This window comes from Tolypothrix sp. PCC 7712 (assembly GCF_025860405.1).
GTDB classification, from domain to species: Bacteria; Cyanobacteriota; Cyanobacteriia; order Cyanobacteriales; family Nostocaceae; genus Aulosira; species Aulosira diplosiphon.
Map to the genome: position 1 here is coordinate 6,563,831 of NZ_CP063785.1, position 24,049 is coordinate 6,587,879.

At 40.2% G+C, this 24,049-nt stretch carries 18 protein-coding genes and 2 pseudogenes; 11 read left to right on the forward strand and 9 right to left on the reverse strand.

All coding sequences use genetic code 11. The annotated features are described in order from the left end of the window. Window positions 1-79: 79 nt before the first annotated feature. Both HGR01_RS26950 and HGR01_RS26955 read left to right on the forward strand, forming a co-directional pair. Window positions 80-2,605, forward strand: coding sequence for a filamentous hemagglutinin N-terminal domain-containing protein (locus HGR01_RS26950; protein WP_045868743.1), 2,526 nt, complete (start codon window positions 80-82; stop codon window positions 2,603-2,605). A 306-nt stretch (window positions 2,606-2,911) separates the two neighbouring features. Continuing rightward, the gene (locus HGR01_RS26955) at window positions 2,912-3,649 is read left to right on the forward strand and encodes a Uma2 family endonuclease (RefSeq protein ID WP_045868742.1); all 738 of its coding nucleotides are present in this window, start codon (window positions 2,912-2,914) and stop codon (window positions 3,647-3,649) included. A gap of 42 nt (window positions 3,650-3,691) precedes the next feature. Here the strand turns inward: HGR01_RS26955 and HGR01_RS26960 are convergent, their stop codons facing one another. Together HGR01_RS26960 and HGR01_RS41980 are read right to left on the reverse strand one after the other, a co-directional pair. Next, the gene (locus HGR01_RS26960) at window positions 3,692-7,414 is read right to left on the reverse strand and encodes a HEAT repeat domain-containing protein (protein ID WP_045868741.1); all 3,723 of its coding nucleotides are present in this window, start codon (window positions 7,412-7,414) and stop codon (window positions 3,692-3,694) included. Window positions 7,415-7,763: 349 nt separating this feature from the next. After that, complete coding sequence (locus tag HGR01_RS41980; RefSeq protein WP_369792167.1) at window positions 7,764-7,910, reverse strand: zinc-binding dehydrogenase; 147 nt, start codon at window positions 7,908-7,910, stop codon at window positions 7,764-7,766. 23 nt (window positions 7,911-7,933) lie between these two features. Between HGR01_RS41980 and HGR01_RS41985 the strand changes: the two genes are divergently transcribed. The 5 genes from HGR01_RS41985 to HGR01_RS26985 all read left to right on the forward strand — a co-directional run bounded on the left by HGR01_RS41985 (window position 7,934) and on the right by HGR01_RS26985 (window position 12,504). Further along, window positions 7,934-8,137, forward strand: coding sequence for a hypothetical protein (locus tag HGR01_RS41985; protein WP_168160941.1), 204 nt, complete (start codon window positions 7,934-7,936; stop codon window positions 8,135-8,137). 1,147 nt (window positions 8,138-9,284) lie between these two features. Further along, window positions 9,285-10,739, forward strand: coding sequence for a nitrogenase cofactor biosynthesis protein NifB (nifB, locus tag HGR01_RS26970; protein WP_045868740.1), 1,455 nt, complete (start codon window positions 9,285-9,287; stop codon window positions 10,737-10,739). A gap of 141 nt (window positions 10,740-10,880) precedes the next feature. Continuing rightward, the gene (locus HGR01_RS26975; protein ID WP_045868739.1) at window positions 10,881-11,198 is read left to right on the forward strand and encodes a 4Fe-4S binding protein; all 318 of its coding nucleotides are present in this window, start codon (window positions 10,881-10,883) and stop codon (window positions 11,196-11,198) included. A 188-nt stretch (window positions 11,199-11,386) separates the two neighbouring features. After that, window positions 11,387-11,722, forward strand: coding sequence for a helix-turn-helix domain-containing protein (locus HGR01_RS26980; RefSeq protein WP_096621807.1), 336 nt, complete (start codon window positions 11,387-11,389; stop codon window positions 11,720-11,722). Window positions 11,723-11,760: 38 nt separating this feature from the next. Then, the gene (locus tag HGR01_RS26985) at window positions 11,761-12,504 is read left to right on the forward strand and encodes a hypothetical protein (RefSeq protein ID WP_155539055.1); all 744 of its coding nucleotides are present in this window, start codon (window positions 11,761-11,763) and stop codon (window positions 12,502-12,504) included. A 1,076-nt stretch (window positions 12,505-13,580) separates the two neighbouring features. Here HGR01_RS26985 and HGR01_RS26990 read toward each other — a convergent pair. Next, window positions 13,581-14,015, reverse strand: a pseudogene (locus HGR01_RS26990) (MFS transporter); the annotation flags it as partial. A gap of 229 nt (window positions 14,016-14,244) precedes the next feature. Here HGR01_RS26990 and HGR01_RS26995 point away from each other — a divergent pair. Next, window positions 14,245-14,532, forward strand: a complete 288-nt coding sequence (locus HGR01_RS26995) for a hypothetical protein (protein WP_228045186.1) — start codon at window positions 14,245-14,247, stop codon at window positions 14,530-14,532. 271 nt (window positions 14,533-14,803) lie between these two features. Here the strand turns inward: HGR01_RS26995 and HGR01_RS27000 are convergent, their stop codons facing one another. From HGR01_RS27000 to HGR01_RS27010, 3 genes are all read right to left on the reverse strand, one after another. Beyond that, window positions 14,804-15,133, reverse strand: coding sequence for a XisI protein (locus HGR01_RS27000; RefSeq protein WP_045868736.1), 330 nt, complete (start codon window positions 15,131-15,133; stop codon window positions 14,804-14,806). Beyond that, window positions 15,121-15,537, reverse strand: a complete 417-nt coding sequence (locus HGR01_RS27005) for a XisH family protein (RefSeq protein WP_045868735.1) — start codon at window positions 15,535-15,537, stop codon at window positions 15,121-15,123. Before HGR01_RS27005 ends, HGR01_RS27000 begins: the two co-directional genes overlap by 13 nt. Before the next feature lie 205 nt (window positions 15,538-15,742). Next, window positions 15,743-17,818, reverse strand: coding sequence for a ShlB/FhaC/HecB family hemolysin secretion/activation protein (locus HGR01_RS27010; RefSeq protein WP_052335101.1), 2,076 nt, complete (start codon window positions 17,816-17,818; stop codon window positions 15,743-15,745). A 563-nt stretch (window positions 17,819-18,381) separates the two neighbouring features. Between HGR01_RS27010 and HGR01_RS27015 the strand changes: the two genes are divergently transcribed. Next, window positions 18,382-18,558 carry a hypothetical protein gene (locus HGR01_RS27015; protein ID WP_155539053.1) on the forward strand — a complete coding sequence of 59 codons (177 nt, stop codon included), beginning with the start codon at window positions 18,382-18,384 and terminating at the stop codon, window positions 18,556-18,558. A 532-nt stretch (window positions 18,559-19,090) separates the two neighbouring features. On the opposite strand, the gene HGR01_RS27020 is transcribed toward HGR01_RS27015, so the two are convergent. Further along, a complete protein-coding gene (locus tag HGR01_RS27020) occupies window positions 19,091-19,336 on the reverse strand; it encodes a hypothetical protein (protein ID WP_155539051.1) in 246 nt (81 codons plus the stop codon). A 58-nt stretch (window positions 19,337-19,394) separates the two neighbouring features. Beyond that, a complete protein-coding gene (locus HGR01_RS27025; RefSeq protein ID WP_045868734.1) occupies window positions 19,395-20,168 on the reverse strand; it encodes a hypothetical protein in 774 nt (257 codons plus the stop codon). Window positions 20,169-20,489: 321 nt separating this feature from the next. Between HGR01_RS27025 and HGR01_RS27030 the strand changes: the two are divergent. After that, window positions 20,490-20,845: pseudogene (locus tag HGR01_RS27030) on the forward strand (IS630 family transposase); the annotation flags it as partial. 397 nt (window positions 20,846-21,242) lie between these two features. On the opposite strand, the gene HGR01_RS27035 reads toward HGR01_RS27030, so the two are convergent. Beyond that, window positions 21,243-22,175: an RNA polymerase sigma factor gene (locus HGR01_RS27035; protein WP_081583917.1), complete on the reverse strand. Its 933-nt coding sequence runs from the start codon at window positions 22,173-22,175 to the stop codon at window positions 21,243-21,245. Between the two features lie 700 nt (window positions 22,176-22,875). On the opposite strand from HGR01_RS27035, the gene HGR01_RS27040 reads away from it, so the two are divergent. Then, window positions 22,876-24,045 (forward strand): response regulator, encoded by a 1,170-nt coding sequence (locus HGR01_RS27040; protein WP_052335100.1) that lies wholly within the window; start codon window positions 22,876-22,878, stop codon window positions 24,043-24,045. Window positions 24,046-24,049 lie beyond the last annotated feature (4 nt).

The following is a 24,049-nucleotide window of genomic DNA, read 5'->3' on the forward strand; positions in this document are numbered from 1 at the left end:
AGTTAAGTTAATAGGACTTAGAGAATTGTGCCCAGAACGGGAACACTAGCTTTAAATCAGGACGAGGAAGTCATGGGTGATGAAGGTAGTACTGTTTCTCTTGAAATTCACAAGTGAGTTATTCACTCTAGGGATCATCCTATTAGTAATACTCCTGTGGAGTCGCTGCGCGATCGCTCAGGTGATATCTGACGGAACTACTAACACTATAGTCAATCAAAGCGAGAATAATTTTAATATTCTTAATGGTAGTGAAAAAGGTAATAATTTATTTCACAGTTTTAGTAACTTCTCCATTCCTCAGAATGCTTCAGCGACATTTGATTTAATTCATACGCCCAATATTACAACTATATTTAGTCGAGTTACAGGTGGAAAAATTTCCGATATTAATGGGTTAATTCAAACTCTCAACGGTAATCATCCAGTGAGTTTGTTTTTGATGAATCCTGCGGGGATTGTGTTTGGTCAAAATGCCTCGTTGAATATTGGTGGCTCATTTGTGGGAACCACAGCAAATAGTATTAAGTTTGCTGATGGCGTGGAATTTAGTGCAGTTAATCCTGCTGCATCGCCTTTGTTGACAATAACTGTGCCCATTGGCTTACAGTTGGGGCCAAATTCCCGAGGAATTACTGTGCAAGGAAATGGACATCGCCTAATTAGCGGATTATACATCCCTACAGATCGTAGCCAGAATCCCATTGGCTTACAGGTCAAGGCAGGTAATACATTGGCATTGATTGGCGGTGATGTGAAGTTTGTCGGTGGGATTGCAACCGTTAATGGGGGGGGACATATAGAAATAGGCAGTGTCAGCAATGGGCAGGTTGCACTCAATACCACTGGACAAAATTGGGTGGGCGATTACTCCAAGGCGGAACAATTCCAGAATATCAATCTCGATGCGCGATCGCTACTCGATGCCAGTGGCACTAACGGCTCGATTCAAATTCAAGGACGGAATATCAATTTAACCGCAGGTTCTGCTGTTCTGCTCCAAAACCTGGGGGCACAATCGTCAAAAGGAATTACAATCAATGCCACGGAGTCCCTTAACCTCACAGGGAACGTACCTGATGGCAGTATTGGAAGTTCCATTCAAATTGATAATTTAGGCATCGGTCAAGCAGGTGATATTACTATCTCTGCTGGGCAGCTATCTATCCAAGATGGTGGACTAATTAAAACTGGGCTGTTTACCCAAGGATCTGGTGGCAATATTACAGCTAATGTTGCCAACTTTATCGATGTCAGTGGTTTTGCCCCTAGCAATCCAAGGCAGTTGTCCGCCCTCATCACAGGTACAGCTAACTTCACAAATGCAGGCAATATTACAGTCTCAACTACCAACCTGAGGCTTCTCAATGGTGCTGCTTTTTTCTCTACAACCTTAGGCTCTGGACAGGCTGGAACGTTAAGGGTTAATGCCAAAGACTTAATTGAAATTGCTGGTAACAACTCAATTACATTGTTACCGAGTCTAATGAGTTCAACAACTCTCAGTTCTGGAAATGCCAATAACACGTTCGTCAACACATCGAGATTAGTAATTCGAGACGGTGGAGCTCTAGGGTCTAGCAGCTTGGCTATCGGTTCATCTGGTAGTGTGATCATTAATGCTTCAGAGTCTGTAGATATCAATGGTAAAGGCACTGGTTCAATTACACCTAGCCGCATCACTTCAACTGCTGAGATTGTCGATCCAGTCACTCAAGCAGTTTATGGGCTGCCTCCCATTCCCAGCGGTAATGCAGGTTCTCTTACAATTAATACACCTTCGTTACGCATCACAAATGGGGCTTTTGTGACCGTAAAAAACGACGGGCCTGGGAGTGCAGGAGATTTGCAGATTAATGCCAACTCTATTTTTCTCGACAACCAAGGTACCATCAGCGCATCAACTATCTCTGGCAATGGGGGGAATGTCAAATTAAACTTGCAAGATAATTTGCTCATGCGTCACGATAGCCTCATTACCGCCACTGCTGCGGGTAAAGGTAATGGTGGTAACTTGTCAATTAATGCACCATTGATTATGAGTTTAGAAAACAGCGACATCATCGCCAATGCAGTTCAAGGTCAAGGTGGGAATATTCAAATTACCACTCAAGGTATCTTTGGTCTGGAATTACGTCCGCAGCTAACTTCTAAAAGCGATATTACAGCGAGTTCTGAGTTTGGGCTAAATGGTGCTGTAGAAATTAAAACTCTAGCAGTCGATCCTAGCAAAGGAATTGTGGCATTACCAGTGCAGCCAAAAGATCCATCATCATTAATTACTCAAGGTTGTGGACAAAATCAACCTAGTGAATCTAACCACTTCACTGTAACTGGACGAGGTGGTTTACCCCAAAATCCAGATGTAGCACTCGGGAGCGACACAGTTTTAGAAGATATGCAAACAGTTCCGATTCCGACAAACAGCGATCGCTCTTTGGTAACTGCTAGTTCGATAAATCTACCATCCCAGACCGCTAATGAGATTGTAGAAGCTCAGGGATTGCTCATTACTCCTCAAGGAGAAATATTATTAACAGCACAAGCAATAGTGAACACGCCTCATAGTTCTGGACTCAATACAGCTAGCTGTTCTACAAATTAGTAGATATATAGGAATCCGCTTTGATTCCTGAAATTATTTGCGTAGGGAGGGAACAGGGAACAGGGAACGGGGAACAGGGAAGAAGAAATAAAAGTGTACTTAGGTTTTTTCAAAAATCAAATATGAGTCCTATATATAATAAGCAAAACCCCAATACTTGTCGGTTAAGGGCAAAAGGGGAAGGGGAAAAGGGGCAAGAAAAAACCTTTAACCCTTACCCTTTAACCTTTTCCCCAAACCAAACTCCCAGTTGAAAATCCTTAACCGAGCAGTATTGAGCAAAACCCCATACTTGGAGGTGCAGCAGTGGTACAACAAGTCACACCAGAACCCACCATCGCAGTTATCTACCCCCAAAGCGACGGACAGCCAATGGCAGATAATACAGAACAATTTACCTGGATTGTTAAAATTAAAGAAAATTTAGAAATATTATTTGCATCACAAGCTGATGTATTTATCGCTGGAGATTTATTTTGGTATCCAGTTAAAGGAAACCCAAATATTAAACAAGCGCCAGATACGATGGTAGTCTTTGGTAGACCCAAGGAAAAACGGGGTTCTTATTTACAATGGGAAGAAGATAATATTTCACCACAGGTAGTATTTGAAATTTTATCGCCTGGTAATACTCTCAAAGAAATGACTAAAAAATTGCAGTTTTATCAGCGTTACGGCGTGGAAGAATATTACATTTACGATCCAGCTAAGAACGATTTAAATGGCTTACTCCGTTCTGGCGATAGTTTTGAAGTCATTGAAGAGATGAACGGCTGGGTAAGTCCACGTTTGGGAATCCGGTTTCAACTTACAGCCGCAACCCTGGAAATTATTTCTCCTACTGGACAAAAGTTTTTAACACCTGTAGAAATTGACCAGCTACGAGAACAAGAACGCCAACGCGCAGAACAGGAACATCAACGTGCTGAACAGGAACGTCTAGCCAAGGAAGCAGCTTTACAAGAATTACAACAAGAGCGCGATCGCTATCAAGAATTGTTAACTAAACTCCAAGCCGAGGGAATTGATACAGAGAATTTGTAATTGCGGTGACTGCGATCGCATCCAAAATTATAGGGATAAATTCTATTCTTGCCATTGCTGCAACTGATTCTGAGCAAAGTTTCTCAGTTGCTCATCTGGGTCATTTGCTGCTCTGTCGCGTAGTAATGGTAACGTGTCGGGATGCTGCGGAAAATGTTGGACTATAATCTGCAGTGCTATTTTTCGGGGATTACCTTCATAGTCTGGTTGAACTTCAAAAGGATCGTTGACAGCACAGTTGTAGTAAATTGCAAACAAATCCCGATCATCTTGAAAACTACGGGCTAATTCTTCTACGGCTGCGCCACGCACACTTGCACTATTATCTTGAGTAGCTTGTTGTTTGAGGATAGATTTTGTATCGGGATCATCTTTGAAACTGCAGACTAATTCTTCTACCGCTACAAGTCGCACATATTCATTATCATCTTGGATAGCCCGTTGCTTGAGAATAGATTTTGTGTCGGGATCATCTTTAAAATAGCGGACTAATTCTTCCATAGCTGCACATCTTATACCTGCACTTTCATCATGCATAGTGCGTTCTTTAAGCCATATTTTAATATCTGGGTCAACTAAAAAGCTATGAACTAATTCTTGTATTGCTACAATTCTCACATCGCTATCATCATCATCAGTAGCACTTTGTTTCAGGATTAATTTAATCTCATGATCCTGGGGAAAGCAGCGAGCTAATCCTTCAAGTGCTGCACGTCGCACATCACTATTATCATCATTGATAGCGCGTTGTTGTAACCAATTTTTGGTATCCGATTGCTCTGGGAAACTGCGAACTAATTCTTGCACCGCTACAACACGCACAGCCCAATGATTATCTTGAATAGCACGTTGTTGCAGCCAGATTTTTGTATCGGGATCGTATTGAAAGCTGTGGGCTAACCCTTCGAGTGCAGCACGTCGCACATCACTATCATCATCATTGGTAGCGCGTTGTTGCAACCAGGTTTGAGTATTGCGATCGTTGGGAAAACTACGAGCGAATTCTTGCACTGCGACAACTCGTACATCGCTATCATCATCATTGATAGCCTGTTGTTGCAACCAAGTTTTAGTATTGGGATCGTTGGGGAAACTGCGGACGAATTCTTGTACCGCTACAACACGCACAGCCCAGTGATCGTCGTGAACAGCCCGTTGTTGTAGCCAAGTTTTGTTGTCTGGATCGTTAGGGAAACTGCGGGCGAATTCTTGCACTGCGACAACACGCACAGCCCAGTGATCATCATGAACAGCCCGTTGTTGTAGCCAAGTTTTGTTGTCGGGATCATCTTTAAATCCACGGGCGAATTCTTGCACCGCTGCACGTCTGACAGCCCAATGAGCATCGTTGATGGCGCGTTCTTGTAGCCAGGTTTTAGTATTGGGATCATCTTTGAAACTGTGGGCGAATCCTTCCACTGCTGCACAGCGCACATCACTATCATCATCACTAGCAGCATGTTGTTGCAGCCAGATTTTAGTATCAGAAGATTCTGCCCAAGTCATAGCAATTGCTGCAACTGCTTGAGTGCGAATTTCTTGAACTAGCTTTGTTTCTTCTTCATCTCGATAAGGTACGTAATCATATGAGAGGTCATATTTAGTTAAGGCATTTAAACGCTCAAATAATTGATTAGATATTGAGATAATCCCTGAACGATTTCTGACTTCTGCTAGACATTTAGCTGCTAAGAATAAGTTTCTAAATTCAAACTCTTCACCATTCTGCCCCATTAAATAAACTAAAATTTCACCTACAAATTTCGGCTCAATCATTGCCGATATCAGCAATAAAAGTTCATGCCATCTTTCATCCTGCCAATGTTGTCCAAAAACTTCATATTTCATTTGTTCTATAGTCAGAGTTTGTGTTTCTTTAAACTGCCAAACAAACTCCCAAGCACAGAAGTATTCCAAAAATGTCCGATGTACAAAAGCATAATAATCTGCACCTAAAAAAGATAGCATAAAGTTACGAGTCCGCATTTGATTAATCATCATCTGCGCTACTTCTCTAGGTTGCTCAAATTCTCTGATTGTTAAATAATCAATTAAAATCTTTTCTAACTCATTTTCTCTAATTAAATTACCTGCCAATCCTGGATGGCTATTTTGCATATAATAAGCAACTTGACGAAGTATTGCTTGTTTATCTTTATAATCAATCGTCTTTTTATCTAAACGGTTACCTTCTACCAAAGCGCGTTCTACATCCCATTGATGTAGTAATACCTTGGATGCTTGATTATAAAGTTCGTTTCTATCTCGTGGCAGTTCTTGATTACGATTTAGAATTGCCATCATGGTTAATAGCAGGGGATTTCCAGCTAATTCTGCAATAGATTTGACTGTATTAATTGCTTCTTGCAGGCGTTCTCTTTTTCTGGCTTTATCTGCTACATCACTAAAAGTTAGCTCATGCCAACGATAAATAAAATCCTGAATCTGTTCTGGTTCTAAATCTTGTAAAATGAAGTGATGAAAATTAGTATTACTGAATCGTTGCGGTTCGTAACCAATAATCCGAGAAGTAACAATCACCTGCACATAAGGATAATCATTAATAAAGCTATGAATATCATTAATTATCTCGTCGCGTAGCCTGAGATCAAACACTTCATCTAAACCATCAAACATGACCAACGCATTACCAGCTTTTAACTGCTCTTGTAATTTAACTTGATTTAGTTGGGCAGTTGTATTTCTACATTGGGTAAAAAAATCTAAAAAATTTTCACATTCTCCATTTTCCCGGAGCCGCATATAATTACGTAATTCAATTAGCAAGGGAATTGGGAATAGCATTAAATTATCTTGAGAAGATTCTGCCCAGTTTAAGGCTAAATATTGCAACAATGTAGATTTACCCGAACCAGGATATCCCAAAATTACAATGTATTTGTAAATATGTTTTTCATTAATTACATCTAAAACTGAGCGAATTGGCTGTTCCAAATAAAGACTGTTCTGTCCTGCCAATTCTTCATGGGAAATTTCTAATGCTAATTCATCACTTTCTCGCAGCCGTCTAAAATATTCCTTGGGAAGCTCGTGAAGTTGTGGTAAAAATTGATGCGTTTCTCGCACATTTTGAGGGATAAACATTCGCCATAACTTCAGATTCCTGTAAGCATAACCGCTGGTATCTAAACTATCTAGCTTGATGTCACCGTAGATTTCTCGAATAGATTCTTGATATTTAGCTAGGTTAAAACTTACCATTGGCTCGATGACGATCCCAGCATTTTCAGCAAAATTAGATGATTGTTCTGATGTTAAAAAAAAGCGTAAAGTATCCGACTCTAACAGCAATTCTTGAACTTGTATTAGATACTGATCTATTAAAATTTGCCAGTTAAATCTATAAGGTAGAGATTGTAGGCGTAGTCTTTGCCAAGCTTCTTCTAATGATTTAGCATTTAAATGTTCACAATGAATATCAAAAGCCTGACCAAGAATTTCTCGGACATACTTATCTTTAGTAAATTTTCTGACATCTTCGGTGTAGCTTTTAATTTCATCGTCAGAAAGTTTGCATCGCACTTTTAACTGCTGTTGTAGTAGCTGTAAAAACTCTTTTAATGCTTTACCAGCAGTAATTCCTAGCTCTTCTTTTGGTAATTGATTTAAAATTTTGTTAGGGATACCATGTAATAAAAGATTTGTCCCATCTGTAGCAACTTCTTTTGCAACTTCTTCCAAAATTACCTTAAAAATCAACCCAACAGCCTGAATTGCCCCCCAAACAGTCAACCAATTCAGCATAAATTTAGTAGCCTTTGATATTTGGTTATAAGTATATACACTATATTTGTCTAATATAGCAATCTTCCACTTTATTGCAGAAATATCATCAAAAAATCACAAAATGCTTGATTAATGTGTGGTGTAGGGTATCAGTATGCGGGGGTTAAATACCGCTTGACTTAAAAAATAATACATTTGATGAACTAAATTGAAAGAGATGGAAGAGTGAATTCTATCAAAATTTTCTAACAATGGTGTAAAAATTTTAAATCTTCTACATTTATTTGTCATATGAGTTCACAAATTTAGCATTTGGACTTTTGACTGCTCCCACAGAACAAATATGTATCAAATTAGTAAATCTGGCTCAATGAGTGACTGTAATAGCTATTTTCCCTACAGCACGTTCTGTTTCACTATCTGTATGCGCTGCTACTAATTCTTCTAACTGATATATGCTGTGAATGACAACAAAAATTTTACCCGCTTCCATCAAGTTTTCTAAGTAAAGCAAGTCTTTATTATTAGAGTTTTTCTATGATAAATGTGACCTTTTTACCAGGTAAGAAGGTCGTGAAAATGCTCTGCACAAAGCTTTCAGTGCTGGGTAAGGTTCTGATATATACACCATTGGGTTTGAGAACTCATTTGCAATCAGCAGGCCAGGAATTTTTTCTTGATGAGCGATCGCAACATTCCTTGGCAATTTTCCAATCAACAAGATTAACACTACTAGCGTGAATCTTCACGAGTAATTAGTCAGGCTTCATCGTCGGTTCTTCCACATCCTCATACTGCAACACCTCAGCAGACCCATATCGGCGGATAACAACAGCTTTTATCTCATTCCTCCTGCTACCCCGTTTTCGTCTATGAATACAGTGTAGTGGGGATTGGGTGCTGGATATTGGGTATTGGGTAATTGGTAATAGGAATAAACACCCGGCACCAAACACCTAACACCAAACCCCAACCAAGTAAAAATGCCTGTTTTGACTTCTTTAGAAAAAGAAAAATTCAGGATAAAAAATTAAGTTTTTGATAATTATATGCATTAATAGAGATGTTTATACTATTGTATAAGCCTTATATAGCAAGGATTAGCGACGTTATTGCATATTATTTCTAATGAAAGATTAAAAAAATATGAATTACATTTTTACCCAAAAAAAAATGATATGTTGGATACAGAATTGAATTTCGCACGTATCTGGAGTAGAACGACGTAGACTACTCCAGTTTTTCCCCCTCAATCCCCTATGATTACTGGCTTTGGGTGAGGTTTGGGGAATGTTTGAGTACAGACATAAATGTCTGAAAACAATCTAAAATCAAGTTCTAACCTTTGTGGGTGCTAGATTTTGGCTGAGTACAAACAAATCCTGTACCCCACTCTATAAATACTTGTACCCCAATCTAAAAATACTAGAACCTCTACCCGAAAAAAAATTTATTAATTCTTGTAACGCCTGAAAACTCGGGCTGAAAAAATTTGAGTACAAATTTAATAAATCCAATAAATTCTATCCTAGATACCAGCCAGCCGACTGGAAAAATGGCTGCTATAAATCATATATCGCCAATCACTTAACGCTTCTAAACAAAAGCGGAAAGTGAGTGGAGGGATGAGATAGCACCATGCCTCTGTGAATGGAAGTCGCGGCTGCACAAATTCTACCCACGACCCAAACGTTGACACACCAGCCGAAAATCAAGGATTGTAAGCCTGCCCTACTCTAAATATTTGATGTTCTCATCAGCATCACTTCGCAAAAGAGTAAATTCTTGCGAGTAATGAGTAGAAGCCGCGACTTCAATTCCTAGGCATAAAGAGTAGCAACGGCATCTCTCACAGTGGCAGCCAGTCCACCGACCCTTGCGAAATTCAATGACACCACCGTCTACAGGACTCCTCACCTCCTCCAATCAGGAACCTACCACTACCCAAGCCAAATCAGGTGGTTGCGGATGCGACAGCAAAAGCAACGCCACCGTAGAGATGGACGAAAAGCTCAAGGAACGTATTGCCAAGCATCCCTGCTATAGCGAAGACGCACACCACCACTACGCTAGAATGCACGTTGCAGTTGCACCCGCTTGTAACATTCAATGCAACTATTGCAACCGGAAATATGACTGTGCTAACGAAAGCCGTCCTGGTGTAGTTAGCGAGTTACTCACCCCAGAAGAAGCAGCCCACAAAGTATTGGTGATTGCAGGTAAGATTCCCCAAATGACAGTCTTGGGAATTGCTGGCCCTGGTGATCCGTTGGCGAATCCAGAAAAAACTTTCCGCACCTTTGAGTTAATTGCAGATCAAGCACCAGATATTAAACTGTGCTTATCAACCAATGGTTTGATGTTGACCGAATATGTCGATCGCATTAAACAACTCAATATAGATCACGTTACTATTACCCTTAACACTATTGACCCAGAAATCGGCGCACAGATTTATTCTTGGGTTCACTACAAGCGTAAGCGTTATAAAGGTGTTGAGGGAGCAAGAATTCTGCTCGAAAAGCAGATGGAAGGACTGCAAGCCCTCAAAGAAGCCGATATCTTGTGCAAAGTCAACTCGGTAATGATTCCGGGAATTAACGACCAGCACTTGGTAGAAGTGAATAAATTCATTCGTGAAAACGGCGCATTCCTGCACAACATCATGCCGTTGATTTCTGCGCCAGAACATGGCACACACTTCGGTTTAACTGGTCAGCGTGGCCCTACTGGCAAAGAACTCAAAGAAGTTCAAGACAGCTGCGCCGGTAACATGAAGATGATGCGTCACTGTCGTCAATGCCGAGCCGATGCTGTAGGATTATTAGGAGAAGACCGCAGCCAAGAATTTACCAAAGATAAATTCCTAGAAATGGCTCCGGAATATAACCTAGAACAACGCCAAGAAGTTCACGAGGGTATTGAGAAATTTAAACAAGAAATTAAAGCAGCCAAAGAAAAGGCGCTAGCTGGCAAAAATTTTGCTAACAAACCTAAAATCTTAGTTGCAGTTGCAACCAAAGGTAGTGGATTAGTTAACCAACACTTCGGTCATGCGAAGGAATTCCAGATTTACGAAGTGGATGGTAGTGAAGTACGCTTTATCAGTCATCGTAAAATTGACCACTATTGTCAAGGTGGATTTGGAGAAGAAGCCACTCTAGACTACATTATTAAAGCGATCGCAGATTGCAAAGCGGTTTTAGTCTCCAAAATTGGGAACTGTCCCAAAGAAGAATTGCACAAAGCTGGCATACAGACTGTTGAAGCTTACGACGTAATCGAGAAAGTTGCTTTGGAATATTACGAGCAATATGTCGAAGGGTTAGAGACTAGGGACTAGGGACTGGGGACTAGGGACTAGGGATTAGGGATTAGGGACTGGGATGAGTTTACCCAATACCCAGTACCCAATACCCAATCACCAATACCCAGTACCCATTACCTAGTACCCAGTACCCAATCCCCCATAAGGAGAATAGTCATGGCTTACAAAATTACTGGCCAATGTATTTCCTGTGATTTATGTCTGTCTGTATGCCCTACTGGTGCAATCAAAATAGTTGATGGTAATCGCTGGATAGACCCTGAACTTTGCACAAACTGCGTCGGTAGTATACATACAGTACCTCAATGTAAAGCTGGTTGTCCCACTTGTGATGGTTGCGTTAAACAACCCACAGATTATTGGGAAGGTTGGTTTGCCAACTACAACCGCGTTTTAGCCAAGTTAACTAATAAAGAAGATTATTGGGAACGTTGGTTTAACTGTTATTCTCAACAGTTTACACTATCAAATTAAAAATATCTGTTGAGGACAGCTCATCGTAAAGGAAATGGCTGCTTAACAATAAATGAAAATTGTAACTATATACTTACAAGAAAATGAAGTTAACGCCAAAATGACGACTTGAATACTCATGCCGCTTATAAATTCTTGTATAACTAAACTGGTTAGCTGATACTCGCAGTACAAAAATATCTTGCTACATGACAACTGAAAGTGCAAATATAAGAACTAGGAATTTAAAAGAGGTAATTATGGTTCCGCTGGAATGGGTTGTCATGCTGGCGTGGAACAAAGAGTGTGGCGAAACTCTAAAATTATTGCGCGGTAAAAGGTCTAGACGCGAAATTGCAGATGCTGTTTCTCAGCAAGGTGTTGAATGCTCACAAGAGTACATCAGAAAACTGGAAAACGGTGAAGCCGCCTCTGTTTCCACAAAAATTATCACTACAATTGCTAAAACTCTTGATGTTGAATTGATTGAGATAATTTATGACTTGCGTGTTGAAGTCACAACAATAGTTTGTACTAAGAGTTGATTTTTGTACTCTGAGTTGTTATTTTAAATAATGTCAAAGTGAAAGGCGATCGCTCAGAGCCTGGAAAACTTGTGCGATCGCCTTTTAATCCTTTAACAGGAAATACCATTATGACTCAAACCATCTATAGCTATCAACAGCTGCAACACAAATCCATAGCTCGACTCAAGCAAATCTACAACGAGATGATCTGCAAAGTTGAGGTACTTGACAAGCGATGCAAGGATGCTTGGATTAATGCGATCGCTGAGTATCAAGCTAGCAGGGTTCAGACAGTGGTTGACACTACCCTTGACGAACAACCCACAGATGAAGCTATTGCTCCGCAACTGATAACAGTAGCAATCAACTTCTACCACCATGAAGTCTACGTAGGTAAAAAACTCATAGCTTACATGATCGTAGATCATGACGAATTTGCTATGCAACCTTGGTTGGTTCTGGTTAATGGCAAGGAGATTTTCCGCGCCACAACATCTGCCAAATGCCTACGCTACATTCAATGGCATTACCAAGATGGCACACTCAACCCCTTCGACCAAGTTGAACTGGCTGAAGTCCCAGAAGTCCCGACAATTATGAAAATTTCTTTTTACGAGCAAGAAGCATTTGTTGGTGACCAACTGATAGCTAGGATTACCTACGACTATGGAAATTATGAAAATCTATACTGGCGGGTGATAATTAACGCTAAAGAGATTTTTCGAGACATTAGCCCAGCCAGATGTCACAGTTACATTAAACAAATGTACCAGCAAGGTAAAATCCCATTACAAGAGTAGTTAGGCTTAGAAAAACATTTGCTATCAAATAGCAACTTTTCGCCTACGACTGATACATCTCTGCAATACTCGAACTCTTACCTCTAGAGAATAGCGATCGCTTCTTTCAGATGAGGCGCAAGTTCAGTAATTGGTAACAGTCTAAAACTAACTGTGAGCAGTAATATAAATTGCTGCTCACTCCTACATGCATTTTTTCAAAAGTGATATTGCGTCAACGAAGTTTCACGTTGGCAAGGAGGTAAAAGATGAGTGCTATTGTCTCATCGAACAAAACATCTGTGCTGGTGATATTGCGGCGAGAGTATCTCGACATTACTGGTAACTTTTGTGCTGCCAAGTTGATTGAGTATTTTAGGCATTGGACAAAGTGGAAGCTGAAAAATCATCGCACTCCTTGGGTATATCAACCACTCAAGAAAATCTATGCTGACCTCATGGGTGAACATAGCTTGCACGTTATTCGGAGTGCGATCGCTCTATTGCAGGAGATGGGTATTATCGAAAAGCAGAAAAATCCTGGCAATGGTCAAGATAAGACTTGGCAGTATAAATTACACAATGATGTACTTAATCAGCTATTGGAACATGGCAAGGGCAAAACTGAACCTTCTAAATTCACTGTAGAATCACATCTGAGATCAGATCCTGAAACTTCTAAACCACAACAACATGCTGTTGAGGAAAAAAAGCATGAAAACGTGCAAGAAGAGGTTCTATCACCCCAAACCGATATTTGTGATTACGCTCAGGAATCAATTCACCAAACTCCACAACCAGAGCAAACCCAGATTACTCACTTGGCTGATGAATCAGAACAAGATGACGCAACTGACGAGATAGATCCTGATGTTCGCGTAGCGTCTCGTAGAGAAGACATATTTTCCGCGCCAGAAGTTGTTAGCGAAGCGGTAGCGAGTCCTCGAGCGTCAGTCGATTCAAGTATGGATAAGCCCAGTAAGAGCGAGATTGCAGAGATATGCACTGAGTTGCGGCGACTGCGGATTAACCCTGAACCTTGTTTGGGGGTGGTGAAGAAATATTGGGTGAATGTGCAAGGTGCGATCGCTCGTGTAAGGAGTCATTGCTGTATAAGGCAAATGGACAACGGTGTAAAATACCTGAGATATGACTCCAATCGCTACGTAATACCAAAACAAACTCCACACACTCAATGGCGGTACAATCCACTGCAAGAAAAAGAAAATGCCAAAAGGAGTCGCCCCATATAATAGCCAAGGTAGACGACGACCCCAACGACGAGATTTTGTTTTATCAGTCAAAAAACCGACAAACGGATCGTTCATTGCTTCCCCAATTTTGCCAATCATCAAAATGCTACCTGCTAAACCCGCCGGAATACCAGCAACATTCGTCAAGAAGACTAATAGGAAAAATATGGAAATATTTGCCGTAATCGCTGGGCCTAATTCGCCTGCACCATAAGCCAGTTTAGTTTTAAATGGCAGTTTTTCACTTTGAATAGAGCTATTAGCGGCAGAATCATTCATAATATTTTGCGTTCATCAGAATTCTCCAAGAAACCCTGCCTTTCGAGGGCAGGGAGGTATAGGAGCGTTGATTTCGGGGGTGAAGTCAGCGAAGAATTGGACTTTAGCTGCGATCGCAGTTTACCCCGCGATGACTTCACGCTATGATTTTTCTCCTTGATACCTGCTGATTTCTGAACTTGTTGCCAAACACCCAAATCAAAAAGTTGTAGATTGGCTAGATGTCCAAGTGCCAGACACTCTTTACATCAGCATTATTACAATTGGCGAAATTGCTAAAGGCATCAGTAAAATTACCGCGTCTAAGGGAAAAGAATCGTTAATGAAATGGCTAAATGAAACTCTACCGAGTCGTTTTAAAGATAGAATCTTAGGGATAGATTTTTCAACAATATTATTGTGGGTAAACTTAGTAGGACAATTAGAACAGAACGAGCGACCTCTACCTGCTATAGATTCTCTGATTGCAGCGATGCCTTCAGCGAGCGCAGCTATCGCAATTCATAACTCTCTATAACTTGTCACTCGCAATGAAAAAGACTTTGCCGAGACGGGTGTTGTAATTATTAATCCTTGGTCTTTTTAAGCGATCGCTTTTGTCTGGGTAGAAGAGCGTAGGCGTAGCCCGTCGTAGACATCGCTTGATGGAAAAGTAGTGCGATAGCCGTACCCCTACGGGGAAGCAAGCTACGCGTAGCGTCTCCTTTAGGAGAAGGCTTAAGCTTCGCTTATCGCTCTTTGGTAATATGGCTTTGATAAAAGATAAGCGATCACTTGATAGATAAGTTTCAACTAGCAGCAAACTCAGTAAATTTCCGTTTGTATGGGGCTTTAAAAGCCAAAACTATATCTTGTTTAGGAACTCCAGCTTCTACTAATTCATTAGCGACTCCGATTTCCGTTCCATCGCGTTCGATCCAAATTTTGCCATCTTTAATTTCTACATAAATAATACAACCAAATATTCGCGTTAGCTCTTGCCAACCAATATTAATAACTTGATAGCGATCGCGCTCAGTATCAAATAATAATTTGACTTCTGTCTGACTATTTGAGCGGTTTTTGGCATGACTTTCCAAAATTTTTTGGACTATTTCTTGATAATTTAGTCTCTCCATATAACAATCTCCTCTTGCTCTGGATTAAAAATTAGTAATTTTAGCTGATATTCACCAATAATTCTTTGAATAAACTTCCGGCTAAAAAACTCGTTATAAACATCTACTGGAATAGCTAAATACAAAATCCGTTCAGGTTCTGTCAACCTCAATGCTGAACGGTAGTTGAGACATTGACCAAGAGCTAGGTGAAATTCAGTTACGTCTGAAGCTCCTAAAAAGGATTTTATCTCTACTGCTATTTTTTTACCAGTTTTTTCAGCAGCTAAAATTCTCTCTGCTGTTAAGTCTATGTAAAAATCAATATCCTCAACTTGAATAAATAGATGCTCATCAGTAACTGTCCATTTATCTTTTTCGAGGGCTGTTTTAACTGTATTATGAAATATATCTTTAGCTGGCATACATCAATTAAATCTATTTTACCAATACTCATACCATAAAGCGATGTCTACGACGGGCTACGCCTACGCTCTTCTCCCCACAAAAAAGCGATCGCCTACGGCATCGTGGGCATTTCACTGACAATTGAAAAGGTGTGTTAGCCAAAGCGTAACGCACCCCAGAAGAGCAAGCGATCGCTTTGATCTAGATTAAAAACTAGTAATTTTAAGGGTTGTATTGTACAGAGAAATACAGAGCATTTTCTAGCCCTGTACCATACGGTGAATTTACTGAGATTAAAGGAATTCCCCAGTCAAGACGAGCAGTAACACGATCCTGTTGCCACTGTAAACCCAGACCGACAGAAGCCATAGTATTGGGGCTGGGATTGGTTTGACCAGAATTATTCCAACCTGTGCCAAAATCAACAAAGGGAATCACCTGGATCAGTCCCTTTCCCCGGAAAACTGCCATCACAGGGAGTTGAACTTCAGTTGAAGCGAAAATTCCATTGTCGGTGAGCAGAGAATCTTGGAGGTAACCGCCTTTTCCGCCCAAGATGAACTGTTCCGAAGGTACTAAGGTCTGGTACGCTAGTTGAGCATTGGCACGCACCAATAGCAATGTATCCTTAGCTAAAATCCGTGTCCATTGCGCTTGACCTTGCCAGGAAACAAATGTGGCTGGTACTGAATTCCCCAGAGCTAGCGGTTCGTTGCTTGTGGAACTCAAGGAATTAAATCCAAAGCTGAATTGAGAACGCAGTTCAATGCTATCTTGTGCATTATGTTTTTTAAATTCCTGAAAAAACCGCAGTGCAAAGGTGCGTGTCATCCCACTATCGTTAGACAATGAAGACAGGGATAAAGGAAGCAGAGATGAAATCGTCGGGCTTTCCCCTAAAAAAGCAGTTAGACCAAGGGCTAATTCTTCATAACTTGGTGGCTGTTCTCCATTACCAAGAGTTTCCTCTGCGATTCTGCGGATAATTGGCTGACGCAGCGTTAATTCGTAAGTGCGTAAGGTTGATTCTTGATTGGAACTATTCCCAGGTACTTGTAAGCTATCTAAGGGAGAATTGATGGAAGATGCAGCCAAAGTCTCTTCGTTAATGCTTTGTACCGAGGAAGGAACGAAGCCATTCAGCGCAGATATCCCCTCAGCCTGACTTTGGTTGTAGGTAAAACTGAGAGTTCCGTTGCGAGCGTTTAGGGGGAAGGTGTAGTTGACATTCCAGTTATGTGTTCCTTCTGTACCAGAATATCCCAGGCTGAGACTATCTCCTATCCCCAGCAAGTTAGCTTCTGTGAGAACAATTTGTTGTTGAGAGATTCCCAAATGGGAAAAACCACTAATATCATTGCTAAGTGAGACGCTGAAAGATTTTGCTTGTTTGACCTCCACTTCTAGAATACTTTTACCTGGACTTGACCCCGATAATAGACGAAAGTTTGCAGATTCAATTAGCGGGTCTTGTTGCAGCAGTTGCAAAGCTGCCTGTAATTTGTTAACGTTCAGGGGTTTTGATGCAGCAAGTGCTAACCTGGAACGCACGTAGTTAGGATTGAGGCGCACTCTTGAGCCTTCTGTATATTCCTGATTAGCAGGGGATGATTTTACGTCAATCCTCTCTAACTCCCCTTCAATGACACGAATAATCGCTGCTGTTTTTTCTTGCTGTTTGGTTTGAGAGGAGAGACAAACCACCGCACTAGACGTACTGTAGCCACGGGCTGCATACTGTTTGGTGATTTCCGCAGCAACTTGCATCAGTTGTTCCGGGGAGAGGACTTTGTTGAGGTAGCCTTTAGTGAAGCTTTTGAGTTCTGCTGGTGTAAACACCGGATGATTGATAACAAAAAAGAACTCTTCCACAGTGAAAGCGTCTAGAGTAGTTCCCGACTCTGGTGCAGAAGTTGTCTTGGAACACACAGTTGCTTTTGGTGTGTTTTGGGGTGATGGAGATTGCTCTGGAGTTGGGAAGGGAAGGGAATTATTGAAAGTCGGTTGTTTTTCAGTCTTCTTTGCGTCGAGTTGGTCAGATATCGCACTGTTGGGGCTGAAGGCTGAAGTGGGAACTACTTCTTCTAAAGTAGGGGTTGGGAGTAGAGATGGTTGGGGTACCTGTGGAAGATGAGTGAGGGGTTTGGGGGCGGTTATCGGCTCCAGTTGAGGTACTGGTAATAAGTTAGGGGTGTTCGCCAGTGCGGATTCAATAATGAGGCTGTTAGTTAATATAATTGGACACAACTGGAGCAAACACCGGAAACGGTTATGCCAATGAAAATTCTTAATATGCATGTTGAATAGCAGGGAATATATGCAGATGAATAATGGCTTGCTTGGTATATGTCATCCCTGATTCAGAAGGGGAAAGGGAAAAACCACCCTTTCCTTTGCAAAACTATAGATGCTTGAATTGAATTGTGACTACTTACTGTAGTTTGTGAAATAACAAAAATATTAGAGTAATTTTTTGTATTCCTCAGATAGAAATATAGCTAGAAAATCAACCATGCTTAATACTTGAAATGGCTAGATAAATTCGCCTATTTTTTGTTATCCCTAATATGTTCACAACAGATACAGAAGACAATAAATTATCTTCTGCAAGTAAATGCTATTTTTAATAATCCTGTGGATAGCTAAGAATACCTGAATTTTATTTTTAAGTTTTTATTATTGTTCATTAGCCCTAGTTATGTCAGTCAGAAAAGTCGGATATTTAAGTCGGAAAAGTCGGATTCACTATAATATTTTGCGTTAATCTCAAGACATGAATGCTGCCAAAATAAATGATATTTTTATTGACAATTACCAGAGTGTTAATGTTATAAATAAACAAGAGTTAAGGAACTTAAACCATGAAAAAAACACTATTGATTGCTACCACATTAATGGCGCTTGCTCTTCCCGCACACGCTACTCAAATTAACCAATATGCCCAAGATAACCAAGATAAAATGAGCCTAAAAGCTCAACCTGAAGGTACAACAAGCTTGTGTTATATTTATAGAAACAAATTGGTTTGTACGCGTTAAAATAGCATAGCTTGAAAGTTTTAAACCTTCCCAACCTATAATCGTTAATTAAGGCTGGGAAGGTTTAATTATGCCTATTAAATATCAGTTTACCATAATATAAACTCATTTATAGATAATATCAAATATCAGATATATGGCGATTATTTACTTTTATCTACAGCATATTGCAAGTTGGTAATTACAGATAATTGTAGGGGCACAACAATGTTGTACCCATATCGGCATACCTCATTTAGCTGAAATATGCTGTAAACATGTAATTATCAATTTTATGTTTTTATTTTCCATTATTATCACTCTTTATAAACACATTATTGTATTAATCAACTTTTGAATACTGTCCTTTGTACCATCATCTATTACCTCACTAACTTTGTTCTTGGTAAACGCATTTATCAAAAGTAATTTAGGCTAGGAAAACGTTTATTGTCACTTCGTTTAAACCTCTGTTTTTCTGCATCTATGGTGTGAATAAGCAAAGCAAGCGAAGGGTTGTTGGCACAACCCCTTTCTTGCTTTGCGTCTTTATCTATCCTGATTCCTCTCCCCTCTTCCTGTCAGTCGGCAAAGTCGGCTCATGAAGTCTGCAAAGTCGGATAATTAAATCAGCGATCGCACACTGCGGTAGCTTATCCATAAAGCCAGACAAACCAGGGAAGTAGTGTTTTGTGCTAGAGCGATCACACTGTGGTGAAAATGGCTTTGATGAAAGAAAGGCGATCACGCTCTGGGATAAGTAGGGCGATCGCTCCTTGGTGAAAAGGCTTGAATTCAAGATGAGGGGTGATCGCTAAAAAACCTGTTGCGGATTGGACTGGCTGATGGTAAATGTACTACGATACTATCTGAATATTTATTTCGTAGACACTGCCTTCATCGTTATTGCTGACTAGATAAGTAAAATAACCTGCATTGTGACTTTCCGGTATGGTTAGGTATCCGAGTTTGTCATCCGAGCTTATCGAGTCATAGTCCCACAATTCTATTGTGGTTCCATTTTCGGGGATTTGGTAACTATAACCTGTCTCTTTTGTTTGCTGCGAATTGATTTCTTTGTATTTTCCTGAATTCGGCCAAATTTTCTTGCTGTCCACTTTTATATACAGATCATCGGCTCCTGCAAAAAAGTGATCGAGTCCTTCGATAACCTGCACTCCTGCACCTGCGCCACCAACAGCAGCAACTCCAGTAGCAGCAATAAGTAGACCACCAGTCACAGTAGCACCTGCAACAGCCGCAGCACCACCTGCTAGACCACCAATTGTACCAAATATGCCTCTTGCAAAGTCGTCAATTCCTGACGATGGTTTGATACACTTTACACTGACAAGGTTTAAAGTTTTTTTCGTAAGCCTGTCTACTCGGATTGATGATGTGATGTCATTAAAATCTGAGCCTACGAAAGGAGTATCACTGGTAAAGCTCTTAGAACGACCAGAAAATCCAGGATTTTCATAAAGAATGACCTTAAACCCGTTAGTGATTTTCAACGAACTCAGTTGATCATTACCGATTGTCAAGTTAGAGACATCATAACTTCCCTCGTCAAGTTCCTGACTGAGTCCGCTATAGTTTGCATCACGGTAAATTACTACCTTGAATGACATATCTTAATACTCCTAATGTTTGATAACTGGTACTGATTCTCTACATTTTTGAGATGCTTCAGAAGGCAATTTCTGAATTATTGGTATTGAGCTAACTAAATTAGCTGAATTTTGTTTTTTTTGCGGGTAGTTGACAAAGGATAAGGAGGTTTTCTTCCTTTCGCTTGTCTATTTATAAGACGGTTCCAGTAATTAATTTATGAATTTTTCGAGTTAGATGCTTTTTACTCAAACACTATAATTACTAGAATACCGATTCACTAATAAAAGACGAGACTGAAAACCCCTGTTTTAACTTCTCTTACAACAAAATATTCCTGAGTAAGACAAAGATTTGTCAAAGAAGGGATGGAATCAGCCTGTTTGTCGACGAGAGCAAAAAACTTCGTTCCCAAATAATTGATGGAGAAAAAGAAGCCTATCTAATTGCGATAGCTTATAGTAAAGCCCCAACAGGAAAGCGCAATCGGACGCTTCAAATGCTTGCAGACAAATGATAGAACTCAACTATGTTGAACAAGTATATACTGAAACTATCAGAAAAGCATTAAAAAAACAAACTCAAACCCTAGCTCAATGAATCTTGGGTAATTCCACCTGAAGCAACCGCAGAATTTGTTTGCTGTATGGAAGATATTTTAGATGTTTACAAGCGTCCTTATGACGAAAAAAATCCTGGCAGAAATTGAGTTTAGTGTCTTAATCGTCGTATTCCTGACCAAGATACTCTCAAATTAGAAATTGCTGCTTGGTCACAACAGAGAAAAAACAAAAGTTAATTGGCGATTTACCACAGCAGATGCTCGTATCAAATTGAAGCGACTTTATCCCTCAATTCAAACTTGATGATCTACTACCTCTCTATCATTTTCATTTTTAAATATTGAGAGCTTATATTCAGATTCCTCAGATGGATTTATCTCATATCCGTCCTTGAGAAAGTAGAACTTATCATTATCTAACAATACCCACTCCCTTATTAATTCAATTCAGAAAGCCTCAAGCGTGAATTCTTCATTTTCGACTAAACCGATTACCGCTTTTACTTAATTTTTCAGGCTAGAGGCTTTCTTCTCAATACAAAGGAGGAGAGCGGGACGATCGCACAAACATAAATTCTCGCCCCACTTTCCCCACCTGATACTGTTGTTGCGTCCACAGCACCGCCTCAACCCACCAACAAGCATCACTTTTTACCTCTAACTTCTCCTCAGAAGTCGCCCCAAGCATCACCGACTCAAACTGCTGCACATCATGCGCTACCTCCTGAGCTTTCTCACTCCCAACAATCTCCTCTTCCTCCACCGTAACTGCAAGTACCGTCTCCCCTACTCTCGCTTCAACTACCCCATTCCCCTCGGACATCTCCACTATTTCCGACTTTGTTGCAGTCGCTGTCACAGATTTATCCCTATCCATTCCCTCCTCCCCGATAAAATATCCCTTCAACTCCTCACGCAGAATAGCCCGCGCCTGGGAGATGCGCTTACAGACATTTTGGTAAGAAATTCCCTGCTGTTCTACTATTTCCTGATGTGAAAGTTCTTGATAAAAGTGCAGAATAAACGTCTCGCGCAGCCTTGTCGGTAAGTTATCAATAGCACGACGAATCACCATCTTTCTCTCGTCAGTGTCCATCACACTTTCTGGGGTATTCTCAAACGCAACCAGTCCTTGCTCCTCACCAGAGGCGTAAATTTCTATATCCTCAACTCGATTCGCACCCCGAGTGCGTTCTCGAAGAATATCCACGCAGAGATTACGAGTCAGCGTCACGAGCCAAGCCTTAAAATTAGAAATTTCCTCTGCATACTTTTGCGCCTTCTTCCAAGCTTTCAGCATCGCCCGACTGAGCGCATCTTCAGCATCAATTGAGTCACCCATCCACTTAACGCAGCAACGATAAAGATAATCTTGATACTGTTGCCATTGCTGCCAAAAAGTCATACTGACATCATCAGAACTACTACGCTCTGATGAGGAGACGACTGCTAGAGAAACTACCATAATGTGACACTCAACAATCTAATTAATTTGATTGCAATTCGATTTCAAACGTCTATCGTATAAAAAATTACTCACTCTTTCATCGCAACTAGGCTGAAGCATTGTATTTAGACGATTTCCAGTTTTTTTGGGTAAATAAACCAATAAAGGTATATATTTGGTAAATTTTGGAAAAGTCAGAGCAATCTCTTAGTCCTTGCTAATTAAGTGTTTATATATACTTGTATGTATATATAAATGCTGGATCACGAATAATTGTGGTAAAGTTTTGACAATTCACTAGCGTGGTATTTGCTGCTCGTATGTAAAGTTACTACTATTCTCTGCTGTGCACTAGTCGGAAAAGTCGGGTATTTCGGTCGGATGAGTCGGATTTTGCTTGAAATATTTTGAATCTCAAGTATTTATATTGAGGCAAGCTCTCAACAGAATTCACAAAAGCAAGTGTTAAAGCGTCTAATGAGAGAAATTTATAATACCAATACTTAAGGGTAATGATAAATAAACACTATAGTAAATCTATTCTCTTTTGGAAGAATTTCCGAGAAAATACGGTTAATTTACAACTATAAAAGTAAATAGTATTTATATACTGAAACACTTATTGAAGGCAGTAGCGATCGCCAATTGCCACACTACGTATAAAATAAAATACATTGTCTCATCACCAAAAACCCTCAATAATGACATCTAAGCACCCATGAATCTTGAAGAAGCAATCAAATGGGTAGACTCGACCCTAGAATCCAAAACAGGTAAAAAACTAACGATCCCGGAGAAAGAAATCCTCAAAGCCGCTTGGGAAAACGAACCCTACAACGCTGTTGCGGATAGCTTATATATGAGTGTGGGGCATATTAAAGATTTAGCCTCATTATTATGGAAACGTCTTTCAGATTTACTAGAAGAAAAAGTAACTAAAAATAACTTTCGCCATTTACTTTTAAAACAAACTGCTACCTCTACTCAGTCCTCTCTCAAAATTGCCGAAAGCGACACTTATCAAACTGAAGACCCAAAAGGCAATATTTTAATTGTTGATGACTTAATCGAAAACCTGCATTTTTTAAACGATATCTTAAGCAAACAGGGTTACAAAGTTCGCAGTGTCACTAACGGTAATATGGCATTACGAACTATCCGCAACAATCCCCCGGATGTGATTTTACTTGATATCAAAATGCCGGATATTGATGGCTATCAAGTCTGCTCAATTCTGAAAGCTGAAGAAGACACTTCAGATATTCCGATTATTTTTCTCAGTGCATTAAACGAGGTTTTTGATAAAGTCAAAGCTTTTGAAGTGGGGGGAGTAGATTATATTACCAAACCCTTTCAAACTGAAGAAGTTATCGCCCGTATTCAAACTCACCTGACTTTGCAACAGCAAAAGCGCCAGTTGCGACAAGAAATTGAAAAACATCAACAAACAGCAGAAATTCTCTACCAATCTCGCGCCCTCCTCGCCAGTTTGTTGAATAGTTCTAGAGATGGAATTGCTGCTATGCAAGCCGTTAGGGATATGGTAACTGGAGAAATTGAAGATTTTCGCTATTTATTAGTTAATCCTGTATTTGCCAAAATCTTGGGTAAGAAACGAGAAGAATTGACTAATAACTTAGGGCAGAAGCAAGTCTTAAATCAACTCATTCCCGGATTTTTTAAGCAGTTAGTACAGGTAGTTGAAACAGGAGAATCCCTGAAAAAAGAATTTTTTTGGGAAACCAACCTGCAAAAAAAAGGCTATGAATTGATAGCGGTGAAGTTGGGTGATGGCTTTTCGATGACTATACGCGAGACTAAAGATTATATGGATTTGGGAGAGGAGGGAATATGGAAGAATGCTCAACTAAATTATCAGAGTAAGTAGGGTG